This is a genomic window from Nesterenkonia lutea (genome assembly GCF_014873955.1).
Taxonomy (GTDB): Bacteria; Actinomycetota; Actinomycetes; order Actinomycetales; family Micrococcaceae; genus Nesterenkonia; species Nesterenkonia lutea.
The window spans coordinates 459,407-478,251 of sequence record NZ_JADBED010000001.1 but is presented as its reverse complement, the minus strand read 5'-3'; the positions used below and the strand labels follow the sequence as shown (position 1 = coordinate 478,251).

General features: G+C 68.4%; 16 protein-coding genes and 1 tRNA gene. 6 read left to right on the top strand and 11 right to left on the bottom strand.

Annotation, left to right across the window (positions count from 1 at the left end; translation table 11 throughout):
- Window positions 1-158: 158 nt before the first annotated feature.
- On the top strand, window positions 159-782 hold the full coding sequence (trhA, locus tag H4W27_RS02265) for a PAQR family membrane homeostasis protein TrhA (protein ID WP_318782375.1): 624 nt from the start codon (window positions 159-161) through the stop codon (window positions 780-782).
- Between the two features lie 15 nt (window positions 783-797).
- Here the strand turns inward: trhA and H4W27_RS02260 are convergent, their stop codons facing one another.
- From H4W27_RS02260 to mca, 4 genes are all read right to left on the bottom strand, one after another.
- Entirely contained in the window at window positions 798-3,032 is a 2,235-nt protein-coding gene (locus tag H4W27_RS02260) for a thioredoxin domain-containing protein (RefSeq protein WP_192594485.1), read from the bottom strand.
- A gap of 83 nt (window positions 3,033-3,115) precedes the next feature.
- Window positions 3,116-5,281, bottom strand: coding sequence for a S9 family peptidase (locus H4W27_RS02255; protein ID WP_192594484.1), 2,166 nt, complete (start codon window positions 5,279-5,281; stop codon window positions 3,116-3,118).
- Between the two features lie 172 nt (window positions 5,282-5,453).
- Window positions 5,454-5,834 (bottom strand): hypothetical protein, encoded by a 381-nt coding sequence (locus H4W27_RS02250; protein ID WP_192594483.1) that lies wholly within the window; start codon window positions 5,832-5,834, stop codon window positions 5,454-5,456.
- Between the two features lie 219 nt (window positions 5,835-6,053).
- Window positions 6,054-6,980 (bottom strand): mycothiol conjugate amidase Mca, encoded by a 927-nt coding sequence (gene mca / locus H4W27_RS02245; RefSeq protein ID WP_192596376.1) that lies wholly within the window; start codon window positions 6,978-6,980, stop codon window positions 6,054-6,056.
- 50 nt (window positions 6,981-7,030) lie between these two features.
- On the opposite strand from mca, the gene H4W27_RS02240 reads away from it, so the two are divergent.
- From H4W27_RS02240 to greA, 3 genes are all read left to right on the top strand, one after another.
- Complete coding sequence (locus H4W27_RS02240) at window positions 7,031-7,456, top strand: DUF4307 domain-containing protein (protein WP_192594482.1); 426 nt, start codon at window positions 7,031-7,033, stop codon at window positions 7,454-7,456.
- Between the two features lie 93 nt (window positions 7,457-7,549).
- Window positions 7,550-8,404, top strand: a complete 855-nt coding sequence (locus H4W27_RS02235; RefSeq protein ID WP_192594481.1) for a molybdate ABC transporter substrate-binding protein — start codon at window positions 7,550-7,552, stop codon at window positions 8,402-8,404.
- 147 nt (window positions 8,405-8,551) lie between these two features.
- Entirely contained in the window at window positions 8,552-9,052 is a 501-nt protein-coding gene (greA, locus tag H4W27_RS02230) for a transcription elongation factor GreA (protein WP_192594480.1), read from the top strand.
- A 70-nt stretch (window positions 9,053-9,122) separates the two neighbouring features.
- Here the strand turns inward: greA and ilvA are convergent, their stop codons facing one another.
- The 3 genes from ilvA to H4W27_RS02215 form a co-directional block, all read right to left on the bottom strand.
- Window positions 9,123-10,352, bottom strand: a complete 1,230-nt coding sequence (gene ilvA, locus H4W27_RS02225) for a threonine ammonia-lyase (RefSeq protein ID WP_318782089.1) — start codon at window positions 10,350-10,352, stop codon at window positions 9,123-9,125.
- 80 nt (window positions 10,353-10,432) lie between these two features.
- On the bottom strand, window positions 10,433-11,944 hold the full coding sequence (locus tag H4W27_RS02220; protein WP_192594478.1) for an AI-2E family transporter: 1,512 nt from the start codon (window positions 11,942-11,944) through the stop codon (window positions 10,433-10,435).
- A gap of 143 nt (window positions 11,945-12,087) precedes the next feature.
- Window positions 12,088-13,011: a Bax inhibitor-1/YccA family protein gene (locus tag H4W27_RS02215; protein WP_192594477.1), complete on the bottom strand. Its 924-nt coding sequence runs from the start codon at window positions 13,009-13,011 to the stop codon at window positions 12,088-12,090.
- A gap of 201 nt (window positions 13,012-13,212) precedes the next feature.
- Between H4W27_RS02215 and H4W27_RS02210 the strand changes: the two genes are divergently transcribed.
- Complete coding sequence (locus H4W27_RS02210; protein WP_318782088.1) at window positions 13,213-13,851, top strand: biotin transporter BioY; 639 nt, start codon at window positions 13,213-13,215, stop codon at window positions 13,849-13,851.
- Window positions 13,852-13,921: 70 nt separating this feature from the next.
- Window positions 13,922-14,530, top strand: a complete 609-nt coding sequence (locus tag H4W27_RS02205) for an energy-coupling factor transporter transmembrane component T family protein (protein ID WP_192594476.1) — start codon at window positions 13,922-13,924, stop codon at window positions 14,528-14,530.
- A 127-nt stretch (window positions 14,531-14,657) separates the two neighbouring features.
- Here the strand turns inward: H4W27_RS02205 and H4W27_RS02200 are convergent.
- The 4 genes from H4W27_RS02200 to H4W27_RS02185 form a co-directional block, all read right to left on the bottom strand.
- A tRNA-Leu gene (locus H4W27_RS02200) sits at window positions 14,658-14,731 on the bottom strand.
- 61 nt (window positions 14,732-14,792) lie between these two features.
- Window positions 14,793-16,184, bottom strand: coding sequence for an NAD(P)/FAD-dependent oxidoreductase (locus H4W27_RS02195; RefSeq protein WP_192594475.1), 1,392 nt, complete (start codon window positions 16,182-16,184; stop codon window positions 14,793-14,795).
- Between the two features lie 74 nt (window positions 16,185-16,258).
- Window positions 16,259-17,734, bottom strand: a complete 1,476-nt coding sequence (locus H4W27_RS02190; protein ID WP_192594474.1) for a S8 family peptidase — start codon at window positions 17,732-17,734, stop codon at window positions 16,259-16,261.
- Window positions 17,731-18,777 carry a Ppx/GppA phosphatase family protein gene (locus tag H4W27_RS02185; RefSeq protein ID WP_192594473.1) on the bottom strand — a complete coding sequence of 349 codons (1,047 nt, stop codon included), beginning with the start codon at window positions 18,775-18,777 and terminating at the stop codon, window positions 17,731-17,733. The genes H4W27_RS02190 and H4W27_RS02185 overlap by 4 nt, the downstream gene beginning before the upstream one ends.
- Window positions 18,778-18,845 lie beyond the last annotated feature (68 nt).

The window sequence follows — 18,845 nt, the reverse complement described above, 5'->3', positions numbered from 1 at the left end:
GGCCGACGTGCTGCGTTCTGCGCCACACGAGGTTACTGGCCGGTTCGGTTCCGTCCTACACTTGTGCCGTGTCCCCCGACGAGCAGCAGACCGAGCATCCCGTCCTCGAAGCAGCCCAGGAAGGCCCCGGCAGCGCCTCCTTCGCCGGTTCCTCGCACGTGAAGCCCCGGCTGCGCGGCTGGCTGCACGCAGGCATGATCCCGTTCGCGCTGATCGCCGGCATCGTGCTCATCGTCCTGGCGCCGTCGGGAGCGCTGCGTGCGGCCTGCGTGGTCTATGTGATCACCGGGCTGATGCTCTTCGTCGTCTCCGCCACCTACCATGTGGGGAACTGGTCTCACCGGACAGGCATGGTGCTCAAGCGCCTGGACCACACCAACATCATGCTGATCATCGCGGGCACCTATACCCCGCTGACGCTGGCTCTGCTGCCGGAGCCCAGAGACACTATCCTGCTGGTCTCGGTGTGGATCGGAGCCCTGGTCGGCGCCGCCTTCAGGATCTTCTGGACCAGCGCACCTCGCTGGCTCTACACCCCCAGCTATGTGATCCTCGGCCTGGCGGCGCTGATCTTCATCGGAGACTTCTTCGCCGCCGATGCGGTGGCGGCCACACTGATCTGCGTGGGCGGGGCCGCCTACATCATCGGGGCCGTCTTCTACGCTCTCAAGCGTCCCAACATCTCGCGGGAGTGGTTCGGGTTCCACGAGCTCTTCCACGCCTGCACGCTGATCGGTTTCATCTGCCACTACATCGCGATCATGTTCGCCCTGCTGGGCTGAGTCCTCTCCCCCGCCTCAGCGCAGGCCATCGAGCGCAGCCGGCACCGAGTCCACCGGGGGCAGACAGATCATCGAGCCCACGGCATTGAGACACACGCTCAGCCGCAGCGGACTTTCCGGATCCACCAGCTCCGCTGCCACCGGCTCCACCAACACCCCATAGAGCGCGCCCGCCCGCCGGACCTCCACCAGGTGTTCGGCGGTGCCCCCGAGGAAGCGGAAGGCCGGCGACCTCCGCGCCGCGCGGCCTGCGACCAGCAGCGAGGCACCGACCACGGTGGGCGCCTTGGGCGCGGCGAGCTTCACATGCTGCAGGATCTGCGCGGGCCGGATGTCCTCGGCGCCGAGCAGCTCCAGCGCCTCGGCCATCTGCAGGGCCTGACCCAGCGCCGCGACGCTGCTGGGCTCGGGACCGTCCAGCGGGGTGGCCAGCAGCGGGCCCTGCTGGGCGGCGGAGAGCAGGCCGCCGACGTCGGCGGTCTCGAGCAGCTGCAGCTCGCCGTCCTGGTGCTGCACGAAGGTCTTCAGCATCTGCCGCAGCACCGCCTCGCCGCGCTCGAGCCATCGGCGCTCTCCCGCTGCTCCCCCGGTCTCGCTGGTCCCAGCTCCGGAGTCTCCGTGTGCTCCTGCTGCGGGTGCACCGGCGGCTCCGGCGGAGCTGAGCTGGAAGCAGGCCACGGCGAGGTGCGCGTGATCGGCAAGTCCGCCCAGCTCAGCGGCACGGGCTCCGGCGTAGGAGATCCGGTGGACGCGGGCGGCGCCGTCGTCGTCGAGGGCTGTGTGGGTCTCCCAGAGCCGCTGCGCCAACTCCTCGGCGTCGGCCAGCAGGGCCTCATCGGCCCAGAGCGCGGCCGCCACCGCCAGCGAGCTGATGGCCTGCGCGTTCCACGCGGCCACGACCTTCTCATCGCGGGCGGGCTGATTCCGCTGCGCACGACGACGCCGCAGCTCCGGCAGGACGCGGTCCCAGAGTCTGGTCTGGGCCCCGGTCAGCGGTGCCTCGAAATGCAGGGTGCGCGGGGTCTCGGCAGTGATGTGCAGCGGGGAGCCCGAGCGCAGCGCATGTTCATCCGCGGGCACTCCGTGGTTCAGGGCAAGAAGCTGCTGCGCCGCGGTCTCGTCGAGCCCGGCGGCGAGCGCCGCCTGGCGCAGCTCCTCGTCGCTGAACAGGTAGGTGGCCCCCTCTGCGTGCTGGCCGTGCTCGTCGACGGTGTCGGCGTCCAGCGAGGAGGCGAGCAGGCCCGAGTCCTCGAGGAGCATGCGCCGGGTCAGCCAGTCGATGCTCATCCTGGCCTGGCGGGCGGCCCGCTCCTGCTGCTCGGCGTCTGCGGCGGGGTGCACGCTGAGCCGGGCGCTGTGACCCAGCAGCTGGGCATTGTCGTAGAGCATCTTCTCGAAATGCGGCAGCGCCCAGGCCAGATCGGTGGCATAGCGCGCGAACCCGCCCTCGACCTGGTCGAACAGCGCGGAGCGGCTCAGCGTCTCCAGCGTGCGGATCGCCAGCCCGGCGGCCGGCGAGCCGCGGTCCCAGGCGGCGTGCTCGAGCAGGAAGCCGAGCAGCGGGGACGGTGGGAACTTCGGCGCGGAGCCGAAGCCGCCGTGCGCGGTGTCCTCCTGCTCGGCGAGCACCTGCAGCGCCTCGGCGATCAGACCGTCCAGCTCTGCCGCGTCCATGGTGGGCGCCGATGGGGAGGAATCCGGGGCCTTCGCCTCCGTGGCGACAGTGGTGGCCAGGCCTGCCTGCTGGCGGCGCTGGGCTCCGAGCGAGGCGGCGATCTGCTCGGCGGAGGTCTCCACCTCCGCACGGCGCTGGGTCCAGGCGGCGTGCACGGCTTCGAGCACCTCCGCGAAGGAGGGCACCTGGCCCACGCGACGCGGCGGAAAGTAAGTCCCGGCATGGAACACCCGGCCGTCGGGCAGGGTGAAGACGCTCATCGGCCAGCCGCCCTGGCCCGTCATCGCCTGGGTGGCCGCCATATAGGTGTCATCGACATCCGGATGCTCCTCGCGGTCCACCTTGATCGCGACGAAGCGCTCATTCAGCACGCCCGCGAGCGCCTCATCGGCGAAGGACTCGCGCGCCATCACATGACACCAGTGGCACGCCGCGTAGCCGATCGAGACGAACACCGGGACATCCCGGCGGCGCGCCTCGGCGAAGGCCTCAGCGCCCCAGGGGAACCAGCCCACGGGGTTCTCGGCGTGGGAGCGAAGGTACAGCGAGGAGCTTTCGGCGAGGCGGTGTCCCATCCACCCAGTCTCGCGCACCGGCGCCTCGAGTTCCACGTTGCGCGGCGCCCCACCCCCGTTGAGCACCGGGCCGGGACCCCCGCTCAGCCCGCAGAGGTGGTGAGCTCCAGGCGGGGGACGCCCTCGGGCTCGAATCCGAAGATCTGCCCATAGAAGCTCAGCGAAGCCTCGAAGCTGGTGATGATGTTCTCCGCCCTGCGGAACCCATGCTGCTCGCCGGCGAAGAGCAGGTACGCATGCGGGATGGACTTCGCGGCCAAGGCATCGCGGAACATCTCCGCCTGGTTCGGCGGGACGATCGGGTCCTCGTCTCCCTGCAGCAGCAGCACCGGGGTCTGCAGCGAATCCACGTGGTTCAGCGGCGCGCGCTCGCGGTAGATCTCCGCGGCCTCCGGATACGGTCCCACCAGCCCGTCGAGGTACCTGGACTCGAAGTCATGGGTGTCCTCCGCGAGCGCGACCAGATCGGCCACGCCGAAGCTGGAGACCCCGGCGGAGAAGGTCGTGGTCCGGGTCAGACAGGCCAGCGTGGTCCAGCCTCCGGCGCTGCCCCCTTCGATGCCCAACCGGTCGCCGTCGGCGATCCCCTGGGTCACAAGATGCTCCATGACGGCCACGGTGTCTGCGACATCCACCACGCCCCACTCCCCCATGAGCCGGTCCCGATACGCGCGGCCGAATCCGGTGGAGCCTCCGTAGTTGATGTCGACCACTCCGATCCCCCGGGAGGTGTAGTAGGCCACACCGAGCGAGAGCCCGACGGCCGCCTGCCCCGTGGGGCCGCCGTGGACCTGAGCGATGAAGGGCGGCAGCTCTCCCTCCGGGGCGGCGAAGCCCTCCTGGCGGGGACGGTACAGCACCGCGTGGATCTGCTGACCCGAGGCGTCGGCGAGGGTGATCGGCTCCGGCGCGGGCAGCAGAGCAGGGTCAGGAGCGTCCTCACGTGAGGAGCGGACGACGGCAAGGCGGTCGACCTGCCACTGCTCACCCACGATGCCGAGCCGACCCACGCTGATCGCGGGGAAGGCGGTGGTGGAGGAGCCGTAGACGGCGAGCGCCCCGTCCTGGCGCAGGGCCACGCCGTGCAGGGTGGTGTGCGGCAGTTCCAGCGGCTGCATGCCGCCGCGGGCGAGGTCCAGCACCCCGAGCGAATCGGTGGCCGTTCCATGCACGCTCAGTGCGTGGTCCGCGTCGATGGGCGTCAGCCAGCTCTCTCCGAGCTGCCACAGCGGCCCGGCGTGCTCCTGCTCATCGGTGAGCAGCTGACGAGGCTCCTCCATGACGGCTGTCCCCACATGCCCGGACGCGTCAGTCATACCCTCAGGGGCCAGCGTCACGGTCCAGGGGTTCCACCATCCGGAGCGGTCGCTGAGGTAGACCAGCTCACCGGCACGCCTCCACTCGGGCTGCAGCACCGAGACCTGGGTGCCGCCGTCGAGCACCCGCTCATTGACCACCATGCCGGCGACGACGTGACCCACATGCAGCTGGGTACCGTCCCACGGCATCTGCGGGTGCTCCCAGGAGATCCAGGCCAGCTGGGTCCCATCCGGGGAGAGCCGCGGATGTGCGACGAAGCGCGAGGCAGGTGTGACCTTGCGGATCGCGAACTCATCCTCGACCGCAGAGCCGTCCAGCGGCACCGCGGCGATATAGCGCTCGATCCTGGGCGCCCCGTCTGCGTCTTCTCCGCCGAGATGCTCCTCACAGACCCACCAGACCTCCCGCGTACCGTCGGCCAGGGTGACTTCGGTGGGCTGGGCCCAGCGCAGCGAGGGGCCTCCGGCCGAGGGGACCTCAGGTCCTTCCGGGCTGATCGGGCGCGGGCGTGTCCCCTCGGTGAAGGCATAGATCCGCTGATCGGCGAAGTTCACGAACAGCACGAGCGGATCCGCAGCGCCACCCTCGGCGTCGTCGCTGCGGGTCAGCGCGATCCAGGACGAGCCGCCGTACTCGTGGACTCGGGAACGCGCATTGAACGGTGCGGGCAGGACGGTCACGGGGTCCGGACCCTGCGTGGCGGGATGCCGCGGTTCGGGACGAGCGGCGTCGTCGGGGTGAGGGGAGACGGTCAGCGGATCCCCGGTCGTGCGGACGATGGTCTGGCGACCGCCCTCAGCGGCGAGCGCCTCACTCCACCAGAGCTGCGGTCCGACCCAGCGTGGGGAGCCGAGCCGGTTGCCTCCCACGGCGAGCTGTTCGGCTGAGATGCTCGAGGGCCAGGATCCATAGGGCAGGGTGGTCACCATGGGCCCAGTGTAAGACACGGCCCGGCCACGTTGAGCGGCGGATTCTCCGTGCGGGCAGAACCCACTCAACTCCCCGGAGAATCCGCCCTCCACGGGGTGGAGCGGCTCAGCAGAGCTGGGCGCTCAGCGGCGTTGAGGGCTCGACGGGTTGGGGGCTCAGCGGGGTGGGGGCTCAGCGGGGGGAAGGGGGCTGCTCCGGGTCTGCTTCGGCCGGGGCCGGCTCGGTCACTGGTGCGGGGCCGAAGCGGGCCTCGGCGGCGGCCACCCGGGAACGCTGCTGGGCGGCGGAGATCTCAGCCTCAGTGATCTCCCCGGGGAACTCCGGCTCCTCCCCGTACATCTCTTCCTCGACCTGGGCGCGGTACGTCATCCGGCGCACGCGCTTGGCGAGGTCGCGGATCACCACGATGAGCAGCACCACCACCACTGCGGTGAAGAGGAATCCCTCGATCCCAGGGGTGATGTCCTGCTCGTTGAGTCCAGGACGAAGCTCGGGAGCGTCGCCGCCGCCCCCACCTGGGCTCACACTGCTCAGCAGCGGAAATAGGTCCACGGGTGTCTCTGCCTTTGAACGTCGTCAGTCCTGCCGGACCGCTGTGCGGGAGCCGCCGCCGACGGCGACAGCTGGGCCAAGTCTACGCGTTGTAGAAATCACCCGAGAAAGCCTGCCGCGCATGGAGTCTGGCTGTCCGGCACCGGTCATTCCAGCCCGGCACGATCAGCCCGCACCGGCCAGGCCAGCGCCGATCAGCCCAGCCCAGCCGAGCGCCGGTCAGCGCAGCCCGCTGAAGATGTCATGCTCTGGCAGCTCGGTCTCCACCAGGGATTCGACCAGGACATAGTCGTCATAGGGGTAGACCTCGCGCAGGAAGTCATTGGGGGTGGCGAAGAAGAAGCCGTCGGGCTCCACCTGTGTGCGGTGGGCTCGCAGCGCGAGGTCCCGCTGCTCCAGGAAGGCGCCCACCGGAATCTGCGTGGTGACCTCATGATCGGTCATCCAGGGGATCGAGCCGTCGCGGAAGCGCAGCAGCCTCTCTTCGTAGGGAGACTCGTACCCGGCCTCCACCAGCGCATTGTGGATCGCCTCGAACCGGCCGGGGTTGAACGCGCGGTCGTAGTAGAGCTTCTGCGGCTGCCAGGCCTCGCCCAGGTCCTCATACCGCGTGGCGTCGCCGGCGGCTCGGAACGCCTCCACGGTGATCTTGTGGCTCATGATGTGGTCCGGGTGGGGGTAGCCGCCGGACTCGTCATAAGAGATGACCACGTGGGGACGGAACCTGCGCACCAGACGCACCAGCGGTGCCGCGGCCTGTTCCAGCGGCAGCGTGGCGAAGCTGCCGAAGGGAAGCGGCGGCATCGGATCACCCTCGGGCAGTCCCGAATCGGAGAAGCCGAGCCAGATGTGCTGGACGTTCAGCGCCGCAGCGGCCTCGGCCATCTCCAGCCGGCGCACTCCGGGAAGGTCCCGTTGGCAGGCGAAGATCTCTCCGGCCGCGGGGTTGAGCAGGTCGCCCCGCTCGCCTCCGGTGGCTGTGGCCACCATCACCTCGGCGCCGGCGGCGGCGTAGGCGGCCATCATGGCCGCCCCCTTGGAGGACTCATCGTCGGGGTGGGCGTGGACGGCGAGCATGCGCAGACCTGTGGAGTCCGGAAGGTCCCGGGGTGCAGAGCGGGCTGCGGAGTCGTCCGGGGAGGACATCGTGGAGGCGGTGAGGTGAGAGCTCGACATAAGCACCTAGAATAGTCCCGATGACCGAGTCCAGCACCACCGCGACCGCCCCCTCCGGCATGGAGTCGCGGTATGGCGCGCCTCGGCGCAGCGTGTCGAAGAAGTCCCAGCGATGGATGATCCTGGGCACGCTTCTGCTGGCGCTGGCAGCGATGATCTACTTCACCGTGGGCAACTCCATCGGCCAGATCACCCACAACGACGTCGGCTACACGATCACCTCAGACACGGAAGCCACAGTGGACTTCCAGGTCACGAAGGATCTCGACGCCACGGCCCGCTGCATGATCCACGTGCTCGACAGCAGCTATGCCGTCGTCGGGGCGGAGATCGTCACCCTGGGCCCCCAGGAGGGCACCGGCCCCGAGGACCGCACCCAGTACTACAGCACCGATGTGCGGACCGAGACTCGTGGAGTCACCGGAATGGTCGACTCCTGCTGGTAGGTTGGTCCAACACCGATTCTTCGGCACCGATCCTTCGGCACCACACACCGAGCTCTAGCAGACGGGCTCCCATACGCACCCAGGGACCAGTCTGTGAAACCTGACTCTTTGTTCTTCCGACTCCGCGGCGTCATCGCGCTCGTGCTCCTGCTCTGCTTCGTGGCCGCCTTCGTGCTCAGCGCATGTGGCTCCCCGTACCAGGTCCAGCCCAGTGAGGACCGCAGCGTCAGAGTGCTGGCGGCTCACTCCACCGAGCCTGCGCTGGAGCGGCTCAGCGCCGACCTCTATGACCGCGGCAGCGGAATCTCGGCCGAGATCGACTACCTCGACGCAGGAGCCCTGCTGGGCCGCGCGAACTCCGAGCATCAGGCCGACATCGTCGTGACCGCCTCGCGGGAACATATGCAGGAGCTCACCGAGGACGGCCTGATCAAGGGCGATCCGCTTCCGCTGGCGAGCAACCGGCTCGTGCTGGTCGCCACGCCGCAGAACCCCCAGAGCATCAAGGGCTTCAATGACTTCGCGGCCCGCGCTGCTGACCTGAGCGTGAGCACCTGCGCCGAGGACGCCCCCTGCACCGAGCAGATCACGGACCTCTCCGGAACGTTCGGCCTTGAGCTCGAGGCCAGGGACATGACGCTGGCGAGCGCCGGCGGTGCCGCGGAGCCGGAGAGCGCACTGACCGCGCTGACGGCCGGACGCAGCGATGCGGCCCTGGCCTATGTCACCGATGTGCTGGCCCGAGACACCCCGCTGCAGACCTTCGAGATTCCCGGCTTCCACGGCTCCACCACCCAGGTCTGGGCCGGGGTGCTGGATGATCCGGAGGACGATGCTGCGGCGGAGGAGTTCCTGGGCGTGATGGCCGGGGAGAGGGCGCGTTCCGCCTTCAGCGAAGCGGGCTTCCTTCCACCGCCTGCGGCCGAAGCCGGAGCAGGCTCCGACTGACCCGTACGGTCCTGATTGAGAATCCGGAGCGGCACCACTACCATGTGTGGAACGCAACAACACCCCGCCGAGGCAGGTTCCGGACCCAGGGCCGGAACACCATGCCGTCCCCCGGCGGGGTCTTTGCATGAAAAGGAGAGATGAACCGTGTCAACGAACACCCCCGAGATCGACGAGAATGCTCAGTGGCTCACCCAGGAGGCCTACGACCGGCTGAAGGGCGAGCTCGCGCACCTCAGCGGACCCGGCCGCCAGGAGATCGTTGACCGCATCGAGTCCGCCCGCGAAGAGGGCGACCTCAAGGAGAACGGCGGCTACCACGCGGCCAAGGAGGAGCAGGGCAAGGCCGAGGCGCGCATCCGCTACCTCAACGACCTGCTCGAGAACTCCTACGTCGGCGACGCCCCCACCGGCGACTCCGTGGTGCCCGGAATGCTCGTCGAGGCCAAGATCGCCGGCAACAAGATGAAGTTCCTCTTCGGCAACCGCGAGATCGCCGGAGACACGGACCTGGAGGTCTACTCCGAGCGCTCCCCCATCGGCGAAGCCATCAACGGCACCAAGCCCGGTGACAAGCTGAGCTACTCCGCGCCCAACGGCAAGGACATCCCGGTGGAGATCATCTCCGCGGAGCCCTTCAAGGGCTGAGACCTCGCAACGACGACGGCGGGCCCCTCACCTGGTGAGGGGCCCGCCGTCGTCTTTGTGAGGGCCAGGGTCAGTGCTGCGGCACCATCGGCTCATAGCCCTGGGCGCGCAGCCGGTTGAGCACCCGCTCCGAATGCTCGGCGCCCTTGGTCTCCATGTTGATCACGATGGAGACCTCGCCCATCGAGAGCGCGCCGCCGATCCGGCTGTGGTCCACGCCGGTGACGTTCGCATCAGCATCGGCGATGATCTGTGAGATCGTGGCCAGCTCCCCGGGCAGATCCTTGAGCATGAGCTTGACGGTGAGGAAGCGCTGAGCGGCGGAGAGACCGTGCTGGATCACGCGCAGCATGAGCATGGGGTCGATATTGCCTCCGGAGAGCACCGCCACCACGTTCTTCGACTCGATCCCCAGGTCGGCGAGCTTGCCCTCCATCAGCGCCGCCACAGGCACCGCTCCGGCGGGCTCGACGACCATCTTGGAGCGCTCCAGCAGGAAGATCAGGGCCCGTGCGATCGCGTCCTCGCTGACCGTGACGACCTCGTCGACCAGCTCCTTGATGATCTCGAAGGGGATCTCGCCGGGGCGTCCCACGGCGATGCCGTCGGCGATGGTGCGCACCCCCTTGATCGGCACCAGCGCGTCTGCGGCCAGCGACGGCGGGTAGGCGGCCGCGTTCTCCGCCTGGACCCCGATGATCTTGACCTCGCGACCCAGCCGGGCCGCCTGCTGCTTGATCGCCACGGCCGAGCCCGCCAACAGGCCTCCCCCGCCGATCCCCATGATCACGGTGTCGACCTCGGGCTCCTGCTCCAGGATCTCCAGGCCGATGGTCCCCTGTCCGGCGACCACATCGGTGTTGTTGAAGGGATGGATGAAGACCGATCCGGTCTCATCCGAGTGCCGCTGCGCCTCGGCGAGGGCCTCGTCGACGTCGGAGCCATAGAGGATCACCTCCGCGCCGTGGTCCCGGGTGGCGGCGAGCTTGGGCAGCGCGACCCCGTGCGGCATGTAGATCTTGGCGGTGATGCCCAGCTTCTTGGCTGCCAGCGCCACACCCTGGGCATGGTTGCCTGCCGAGGCGGCGACCACTCCCCTCGCCTTCTCCTCCGCGGAGAGCCGGGCCATGCGCACATAGGCGCCGCGCACCTTGAAGGAGCCTGCCCGCTGGAGGTTCTCGGCCTTCAGATGCACGGTGGCATCCACCAGGCGGCCCAGCGCGCGGGAGTGCTCCATGGGAGTGCGCACGATGATGTCGGCGAGCAGCTCCTGGGCCGCTTGGATGTCTTCGAGCTGCACGCTCAGCTGTGCTCCTGGGCGGGCTGGATCACTGCGGGCTGCGGGCTCCGACGCGGAACCCGTGCTGTGTCGGATCTGTGTCATTCTCTTCTGCCCTCATCCTCCGGCCGGGGGTGGTCGTCTCCGGCGATCGTAGTCTCCCCGCCCGAGCTGCCACTGGTCTGTGTCCTGGACGACCTCGCAGGCCCGGATTCACCCGGCGCCTGCGGGTCGCTGCGCGGTGACGAGCCGGTCTGGGTCGTGGAGTCTGTCTGGGTCTCGGTGCGTGTCACCGTACCCGCCGCAGCGCCGCCTCGACGTGCGAAGGCTCGGCGGTCGGGGTTGAGGCCGGGGATGGTCTCCTTCAGCCGCCGGGTGATGTTCGCCAGCGAGGCCTGCTCCTCCGCCTCCTGCACCTCCTTCTCAGCGGCGCGCTTGATGGCTTCTTCCTTCTCCAGCCGCTCCATCGCCTTCGCCTCGGGGTCTGATCGCCATTCCTCCTTCACGAGGTACTGCGCGGCGCGGTTCACGAAGGCCAGCACCGGCACCGCGAAGAGGGCGCCCACGATGCCCAGCAGAGTGGTGCCCGCGGTCACCGCGAGGATCACTGCCAGCGGATGCAGCTTCACTGCCTTGCCCATGACGATGGGCTGCAGGATGTTGGACTCGATCTGCTGGACCAGCAGCACGACGCCGACCATGAACAGCGCATTGACCAGCCCGTTGGCGACCAGCGCCAGGAGGATGGCCACGAATCCGGTGACCACGGCGCCGACCACCGGGATGAAGGAGCCCAGGAAGACCAGCACCGCCACCGGCAGCGCCAGCGGAACGCCGAGGATGGCCGCGCCGACGCCGATGCCCACGGCGTCCACCGCAGCCACGAAGACCTGGATGCGCATATAGGATCCCAGCGCGGTCCAGCCGCGGCGACCGGCACCATGGATGGCGGGGCGGTGCTTGCCGGGGGCGAAGAACACCATGAAGTCCCAGATCTTGCGACCGTCGGCGAGGAAGAAGACCAGGGTGAACAGAGCCAGGACGAGTCCCACGAGGATGTTGCCGGCGGTGGAGCCGATGCTCATGGCACCGCCGAGGATGGCTTCGGAGTTGTCCTGAACGTAGGTCAGGCCTTCCTCGAGCCCCTGGTTGATCTGATCGGTGGAGATCTCGACGCCGAAACCAGCCGCAGTCTCCTCCGCGACGGTCACCAGCTCGAAGAGACCCTCCTGGACCTGGGTGGCCATCTCGGCGAACCCGGTGAAGAGCTGCTGGCCGACCAGCCACAGCAGCCCGGCCACCAGGCCGATGAGCACGAGCAGGCTGCTGATCGCAGCCAGCACGCGCGGAAACCTGATCTTGACGAAGAGGTTGTGGAGCGGGCGCAGAAGCGTGGCCAGCAGGGCGGCGACCAGCAGCGGGATGATCAGCAGCGAGACATGGCTGAGCAGCCAGATCAGCACGCCGATGAAGGCCAGGATCATGATGACCCGCCAGGACCAGGCGGCAGCGATCCGGATGCCCCAGGGGACGTCATCCTGGATCCGCTGCTCCTCCGCCATCCGCGGCGGGACGTCCTCTTCCATCAGCTCGATCTTTTCGACTGTGTTCATTGGACCATCCTGACATGGGATCCACATGTTCTTAACAAGGACGGGCCCGTCCCACGCAGCGAATGCGTCGAACGGGCCCGGCGGCTCTCGGACGAGAGCATCGCGGGCTCAGCGCCAGGCTGCGGCGCTGAACCCACCGGTGGTCATTCAGCCATCGAACGGACGATCGCGATGACTCGCAGGATCTCGATGTAGAGCCAGACCAGAGAGACGGTGAGACCGAAGGCGGCGGCCCAGCCGTACTTCTGAGCGACCCCTGCGTCCACACCCTCCTGAATGTTGGTGAAGTCCATGACCAGGGAGTACGAGGCCAGCAGAATGGCGAAGACGCCGATGGCGATGCCGAACCAGCCTGAACGCAGACCGAACATGCCCATGTCGGTGAATATCATGAGACCAAAGTTCATCAGCGAGAACACGGCATAGCCGATGATCGCCACGAAGAAGATCTTGTTCAGCTTCGGAGTGGCCCGGATCTTTCCGGACTTGAAGAGCGCGAGGATGGTGCCGAAGACCGCCACGGTGGCCATCACGGCCTGCACGGCGATGCCTGGGAACATGCCCTCGAGCATCATGGTGATGGCACCGAGGAAGAAGCCCTGGGTGGCCGAGTAGGCAAGGATCAGAGCCGGGTTCGGCTCCTTCTTGAAGGCATTGACCAGTCCGAGGCCGAAGCCGACCAGAACGGCGACGAGCGCGAGGCCCATCACCAGACCGGGCATGACCACTCCGAGTGCGACGGCGACCGCCGCACCCACCAGCAGGACGGCGAAGCTGGTGACGGTCTTGCGGATGACGTCGTCGTAGGTCATCGGGGCGCCCTGCGAACCTGCGGCGTCGGGCAGGTTGTACTGCTGGTTCAGCTGGTCCGCACCTGCGCGTCCGGCGCCGGCCTGCTGTCCCGGCATGCCGTACTGCGCGGCGAAGGGCTGACCCTGGGCGGGGGCCTGCCGGCGCTGCTGCTCGGTGACGCCACCCTGGTCATTCATATAGAACCGGCGCCGCTCACGCTTCTTCTCGCTGAACTGGTCAGGGAAGGCACCGGTGTTGAAGATCGGGTTGGACATGGTGTGACCGCACTCCTATCGGTGCTCGGGTGGATGTCATCTTTCGTCCTCGCAGGTCACAGCCGACCGGCCGTTCCCGCGAGGGACGAGTCCTTGAATATTCTAACGCCCCGGCCCCCTGTGGACTGATTCGAGGCGGGAAATCCGCAGGGAATCCGCCGCAGGCCGAACCTGAGCCGGGATGGGCGCTATATTTGAACGGTGTTCAACAGATCTCAGCACCAGACCCCCGCCTCCCCCGCGACCCGCAGCGCCCCGCTCGGCACCAGCTCAGCCGTGCGAAGCATCTCCCAGATGGCCATGTTCGCGGCCCTGGTCGCGGTGCTGGGCCAGCTTCCGGCGATCCCGCTGGCCGGCGGCGTCCCCATCACCCTGCAGACCCTGGGCGTGATGCTCGCCGGGGCGGTGCTCGGCCCGTGGCGCGGGGCAGGAGCCATCGCGCTGCTGCACCTGCTGGTCGTGGCTGGCCTGCCGCTGCTCTCGCAGGGGTCGGGCGGCCTCGGCGCGTTCGCGGGGCCCAGCGCGGGCTTCGCCCTGGGCTGGATACCGGGAGCCTTCGTCGTCGGGCTCATCACCCAGTCGTCCTGGCCGCTGCGACTCTGGCGCACCATCACCGGAACGCTGCTCGGCGGGATCCTCGTGGTCTACGCCTGCGGTCTGCCGGTGATGGCCTTCCAGCTGGGACTGAGCCTGGAGCAGGCGCTGCTGCTCAATCTCGCCTTCCTCCCCGGCGATGCGATCAAGACAGCGATCGCGGTGACGCTGACCCATTCACTGGCGCGGGCCTATCCCGCGCCCTTCACCCACGCCCGCGAGCGGCGGCGACCGGCATCCCGGTGATGCTGCCAGGCAGGCTGGCGCTGCGAGGCAGGGACTCGGCGGTGCTGCGACGCAGGAACTCGGCGGTCCCATGATCCCGCTCTACCGCGCCGGACGCTCCGCGCTGCACCGCATGCCGGTGGGCGCGAAGTTCCTCTTCATCTTTCTCGCCGCCCTGTCCGCGTCGATCTTCCGCGAGAACCCCTGGGTGCTGCTGGTGATCTGGGCCAGTGTGCTGGCCGGCTATGTGCTCTCCGGCCTCGGCCCGGGAGCCCTGCTGGCCCAGCTCTGGCGGCTCAAATGGCTCGTGCTGGTGCTGACCCTCCCGGGGCTGATCTTCCTGAGCCCCGCAGAGACGGCGTTCAACTTGACCCGGGTGCTCGCCGTCGTTCTGCTGGCGGCTCTGTTCACCCTGAGCACGGCGACCTCTGACATCCTCTCCGGCTGCGAGAGGCTGCTGCGTCCGCTGGACCCCCAGCTGGCCCGATTCGGACTCAGCTCGGAGCGCATCTCACTGGGCCTCTCGCTGACGATCCGCTCCGTGCCCGTGATCCTGTCCTTCTACTCCGAGATCCGCGAGGCCCAGCGCGCACGCGGCATGCGGCCCACTCCACGTGCCACGGTGATGCCGCTGCTGGTGATGAGCCTGCGCCACGCCGAGGAGACCGCAGAGGCCCTCGCCGCCCGCGGTGTGCGCTGAGCCGGGCCGGGCGAGGATCCCGCCGCCGAACCCGCGTCGGCGCGTTTCCTCACCTGTGCACTCATCCTCAGCCGAATCCTCGCATACTCACCCATGGCGAGAGGCTGGTCGTGCACATCACTGGAGGTGCCCCCAGTGGGACTCGAACCCACACTGGACCGATTTTAAGTCGGTTGCCTCTGCCGATTGGGCTATAGGGGCAGAAAGCGGGCTGTCACTGACAGCCCGCCTTCTTGTCTCAGCTCTGCATCATGCCTATTGGTCAGCTCGGTGAGGTTTCCTTCTTCTTTCCGCCTCCTGCAGCTTCCTGGAACTGGCGGTAGGGGGTCTCCAGGTCGCGCACCGGGGTGTAGTCCCGGCCCAGCACGAGCTCGTTGATCCAGCCGCCGACCACGCGGATCTTGCGCTCCATCGTGGGGATCGCCATGGCGTGGTAGCCGCGGTGTGCCATCCAGGCGGGGAATCCGCTGATCTTGACCTTGAGCGGGTTGCCCACGCCCTGGAACATGCCCAGGCCGGCGACGGCTCCGAGGGAGTCGTGCTTGTACTCGCTGAGCTGGCCCTGACCATAGCTCGCAGCCAGCAGGTTCTTCGCCAGCACCTTGGCCTGGCGCGAAGCATGCTGGGCGTTGGGCACGCAGGTGCCGTCGGGGAGCCCTCCGCCGGAGAGGTCCGGGATCGCGGAGATGTCGCCCGCGGTCCAGGCATTCTGCAGCACCTTGCCATCCTCATCGGCGATCTGCAGGGTCGCGGCGCCGGTGACGCGGCCGCGGGGATCCACCGGGAAGCCGGAGTTCTTGGCGACCACGTTTGCGGCCACGCCTGCGGTCCACACCAGGGTGTCGGACTCGAAACGATCAGCCTCGGACTTGTCCCCCATGTTGATCAGCGTCAGCTCGCCGTCCACGACGGAGCCCAGCGAGGTGTTGAGCAGCACCTCGATGCCGCGACCGCGGAGGTGCTCGACCACGCCGACGGCCTGGTCCTCGGTCACCTCGGGCATGACGCGACCCATGGCTTCGACCATGACGATGCGCACATCGGTCTGGCCCACGCGCGGGTTCGCACCCACGGCGGCGCGGATGATGTCTTCCATCTCCGCGATGGTCTCGATGCCGGCGAAGCCGCCGCCCACCACGGTGAACGTCAAGGCGCGGGACTTGGCCTTCTCGTCGGTCATCACCGAGGCGGCCTCGATGCGCTCGAGGATGTGATTGCGCAGCGTCAGCGCCTCTTCGATGGTCTTCAGGCCGATGCCGTGTTCAGCCAGGCCCTCGATGGGGAAGGTCTTCGTGGTCGCGCCGGCGGCCATGATGATGTCCTGGTAGGGCAGCTCCACGGTCTCGCCCTGGGAGAGCTCCACAGTGGCGGTGCGTCCGTCGTGATCCACGCCGGTGACCTTGCCGGTGATGATCTCGGAGTCCTTGAGGTGGCGGCGGTGGGAGACCACTGCGTGCCGGGCCTCGATGTGACCGCCCACGACCTCCGGAAGGAAGGGCTGGTAGGTCATGTAGGGCATCGGGTCAACGACGGTGACGATGCCGCCGGCGGCCTTCACCTTCTTCTGCAGCAGCTGTGCGGTGGTGAGACCGACGTAGCCGCCGCCGACGATGAGGACGCGGGGTTTCGCGGAAAGTGTCTGAGAGATAGCCATATCCTTCATCCTATACGTTGCTCTGCATTGAATGGTCTGGTCGTCCAGCGGCTGCAGGGGCGGCTGAGCAGAGCTCAGGGGTCCTGTCTGCGCACGAGGTTGTAGTGCACCGCGGCCATGGTGATCACCGCGACGATCAGCAGTGCTGCGGCACCCAGTGCCACCGGCCCGGCCCAGTCCTGCGCAGTGCTGGCCCGGCTGGCCTCGGGCATGGCCCGGGGCTCACCCTCGGGGCCGGCCACGACGCCGGCGTCCTCCGGGATCTCCTGCTGCTCGGTCTCCTCGACCTGGCCGCGGCGATGTACGCGCACCCATTCAGCCAAGGTCGGGTACTGGGACGCATCGAAGGCTGGGACCTCCCCGCTCACGGCATCGGCGACATCGAGCACACCGTGCCCGTACTCGGGGTCGACGCCGTCGGCCCCCTCGGAGTCAGCCGTGGAGAGCACCCGGTGTTTGACCTCAGCGGCGCTGAGCTCGGGGTTCGCCGCCCAGACCAGCGCCGCGGCGCCGGAGACGATCGGGGCAGCACCGGAGGTGCCGTTCCATTGCATGTAGTCCCCGCCGGGGACCGCGCCGACCAGGGGCTCGGACGCGGCGGCGATGCCGATCGCGATGCCCTGCGAGGAGGAGTCCTCGCTGATGCTGCGCTGCTCGTCCACTCCGGCCACGGCGAGCACCCCAGGGATGGTCGCGGGCGCGCCCACCGAGAGATGACCCGAGGCGCGGTTGCCCGAGGCCGCGACGACGAGGACATCGTTCTCCTCGGCGTAGAGGAAGGCCTCATCCCAGGACTCGGGCCATTCCTGGAAGCCGGAGCCCAGGGACATGTTGATGATGTCGGCACCGTTGTCCACCGCCCAGGTCACGGCCTCGGCGATCTGCTCCTCGGTACCTCCGCCATAGGGGTTGGGATCCTCCAGCAGCAGCGAGACGGAGAGGATGGAGGCCTCCGGGGCGACGCCGACCACGCCGTCGTCGCCGGTCTCGTCCTGGGTCAGCTCGCGCGGGGCGGAGCGGGTCTCCTCGAACTCCTCGAGCGCCTCCGTGTCGACCGCCTCCTGCCAGTCCTCGCCGTAGATCTCCTCGAGGTCAGACTCAAAGTCATCCCACCAGTCCTCCCACTCGTCCTCATCGAGGTCCTCGAAGTCTCCCTCGACGAGCTCGGCGACCTCCTCGGCCTCTTCCGAGGTGCCGCGGCCGGCGGCCAGCGAGGCGACCAGAGTTCCATGCTCGGTGGCGATCTGGTCGACGGGGGCCCCGCCGTCGCCGGCTCCGGAGACATCCGCGCCGCCCACCACCGCCCCTGCAAGGGTGGGGTGGGAGGAATCGACGCCGGTGTCGATGACGGCGATGGTCATCCCCTCGCCGCGGGTGGTCTCCCAGGCCTCGGTGACGCCATAGTCCTCCAGCCAGTACTGCTGGTCCCGCCACTCGTCGGCGTGGGCGGCCGGGGCTGCCACCACTGCTGAGCCGAGTGCGAGTCCGGCGACCATGGCGGCGCTCAGTGCGCGTGAACCGGTGCGCCGGCTCTGGGGTGCGCCGTTCATGCAGGTGCCTCGGCATCGGTGGTCTCGGCGTCGGCAGCGGTGGTCTGGGCGTCGCTGGTCTGGGCGCGGGTGGCCTGGGCGTCGGCACCGGTGGTCTGGGCGCGGGTGTGCGCCAGGGACATCGCGATGCCGTCGAGGATGTCGTGCTCGGAGGCGACGGCGGAGACGATCCGTCCCTCGGTCACCTTGTTCAGGTAGTCCAGGATGGTGCCCCAGATCAGCGCCCCGGCACCGATGACGTCGACCCGGCCGGGGTGCATGATCGGCATCTGGGCGCGCGCCTCGCGGGTGGCGTGCACAAGCTCCTCCACGGACTGGTGGATCCGGTCGAGATCGATCTCGGCGCCGTGGATCAGGTCCGGCTCGTAGTCCTCGAGCTCGAGCGCATGCGCGGCCACCGTGGTCACAGTTCCGGCGACCCCGATGACCACCTCGGTCTCGTGCAGCGGCATGACCTCGGAGACGTTCTCCAGGAAGGAGAGGGTCTCGAAGGCGGTCATGGATTGTTCAGTGTCGGTGGGCGGGTCGGTGCGCATATGCCGTTCGCTGAAGCGGACGCAGCCCATGTCCGTGGAGATGGCGTGCTCGACCCCGGCTGAGGTGCCCAGGACGAACTCGGTGGAGCCGCCGCCCAGATCGACCACGAGGATCTTGCGCTGGGCGTCCCAGTCCAGCACCGAGGCCGCCCCGGCGAAGGAGAGTCCCGCCTCCTCGCTGCCGCGGATCACCTCGGGCTCCACACCCAGCCGGTGCTCCACGCCGGTCATGAACTCCTCGCGGTTGGCCACATCGCGGGAGGCTGAGGTCGCCACGAAGCGCACGGCCTCGACCTGGTGACGGCGGATCAGCGCTGCATAGCTGTCCACGGCGGCGAAGGTGCGGTCCAGGGCGTCTGCGGAGAACTCTCCGGTCTCGTCCACTCCTTCGCCCAGTCGGACCACAGTCATCTGTCGCACCACATCGGTGACGCGGCCGGCCTCGTCGACATCGGCGATGAGCAGGCGGATGGAGTTGGTCCCGCAGTCGATGGCAGCAACTCTCATGGGGTGTCCTCTTCCTGGCGTGCGTTCTTCGATGTTCGGCGGTCTGACTGTCTCACGGAGAGCTCTGG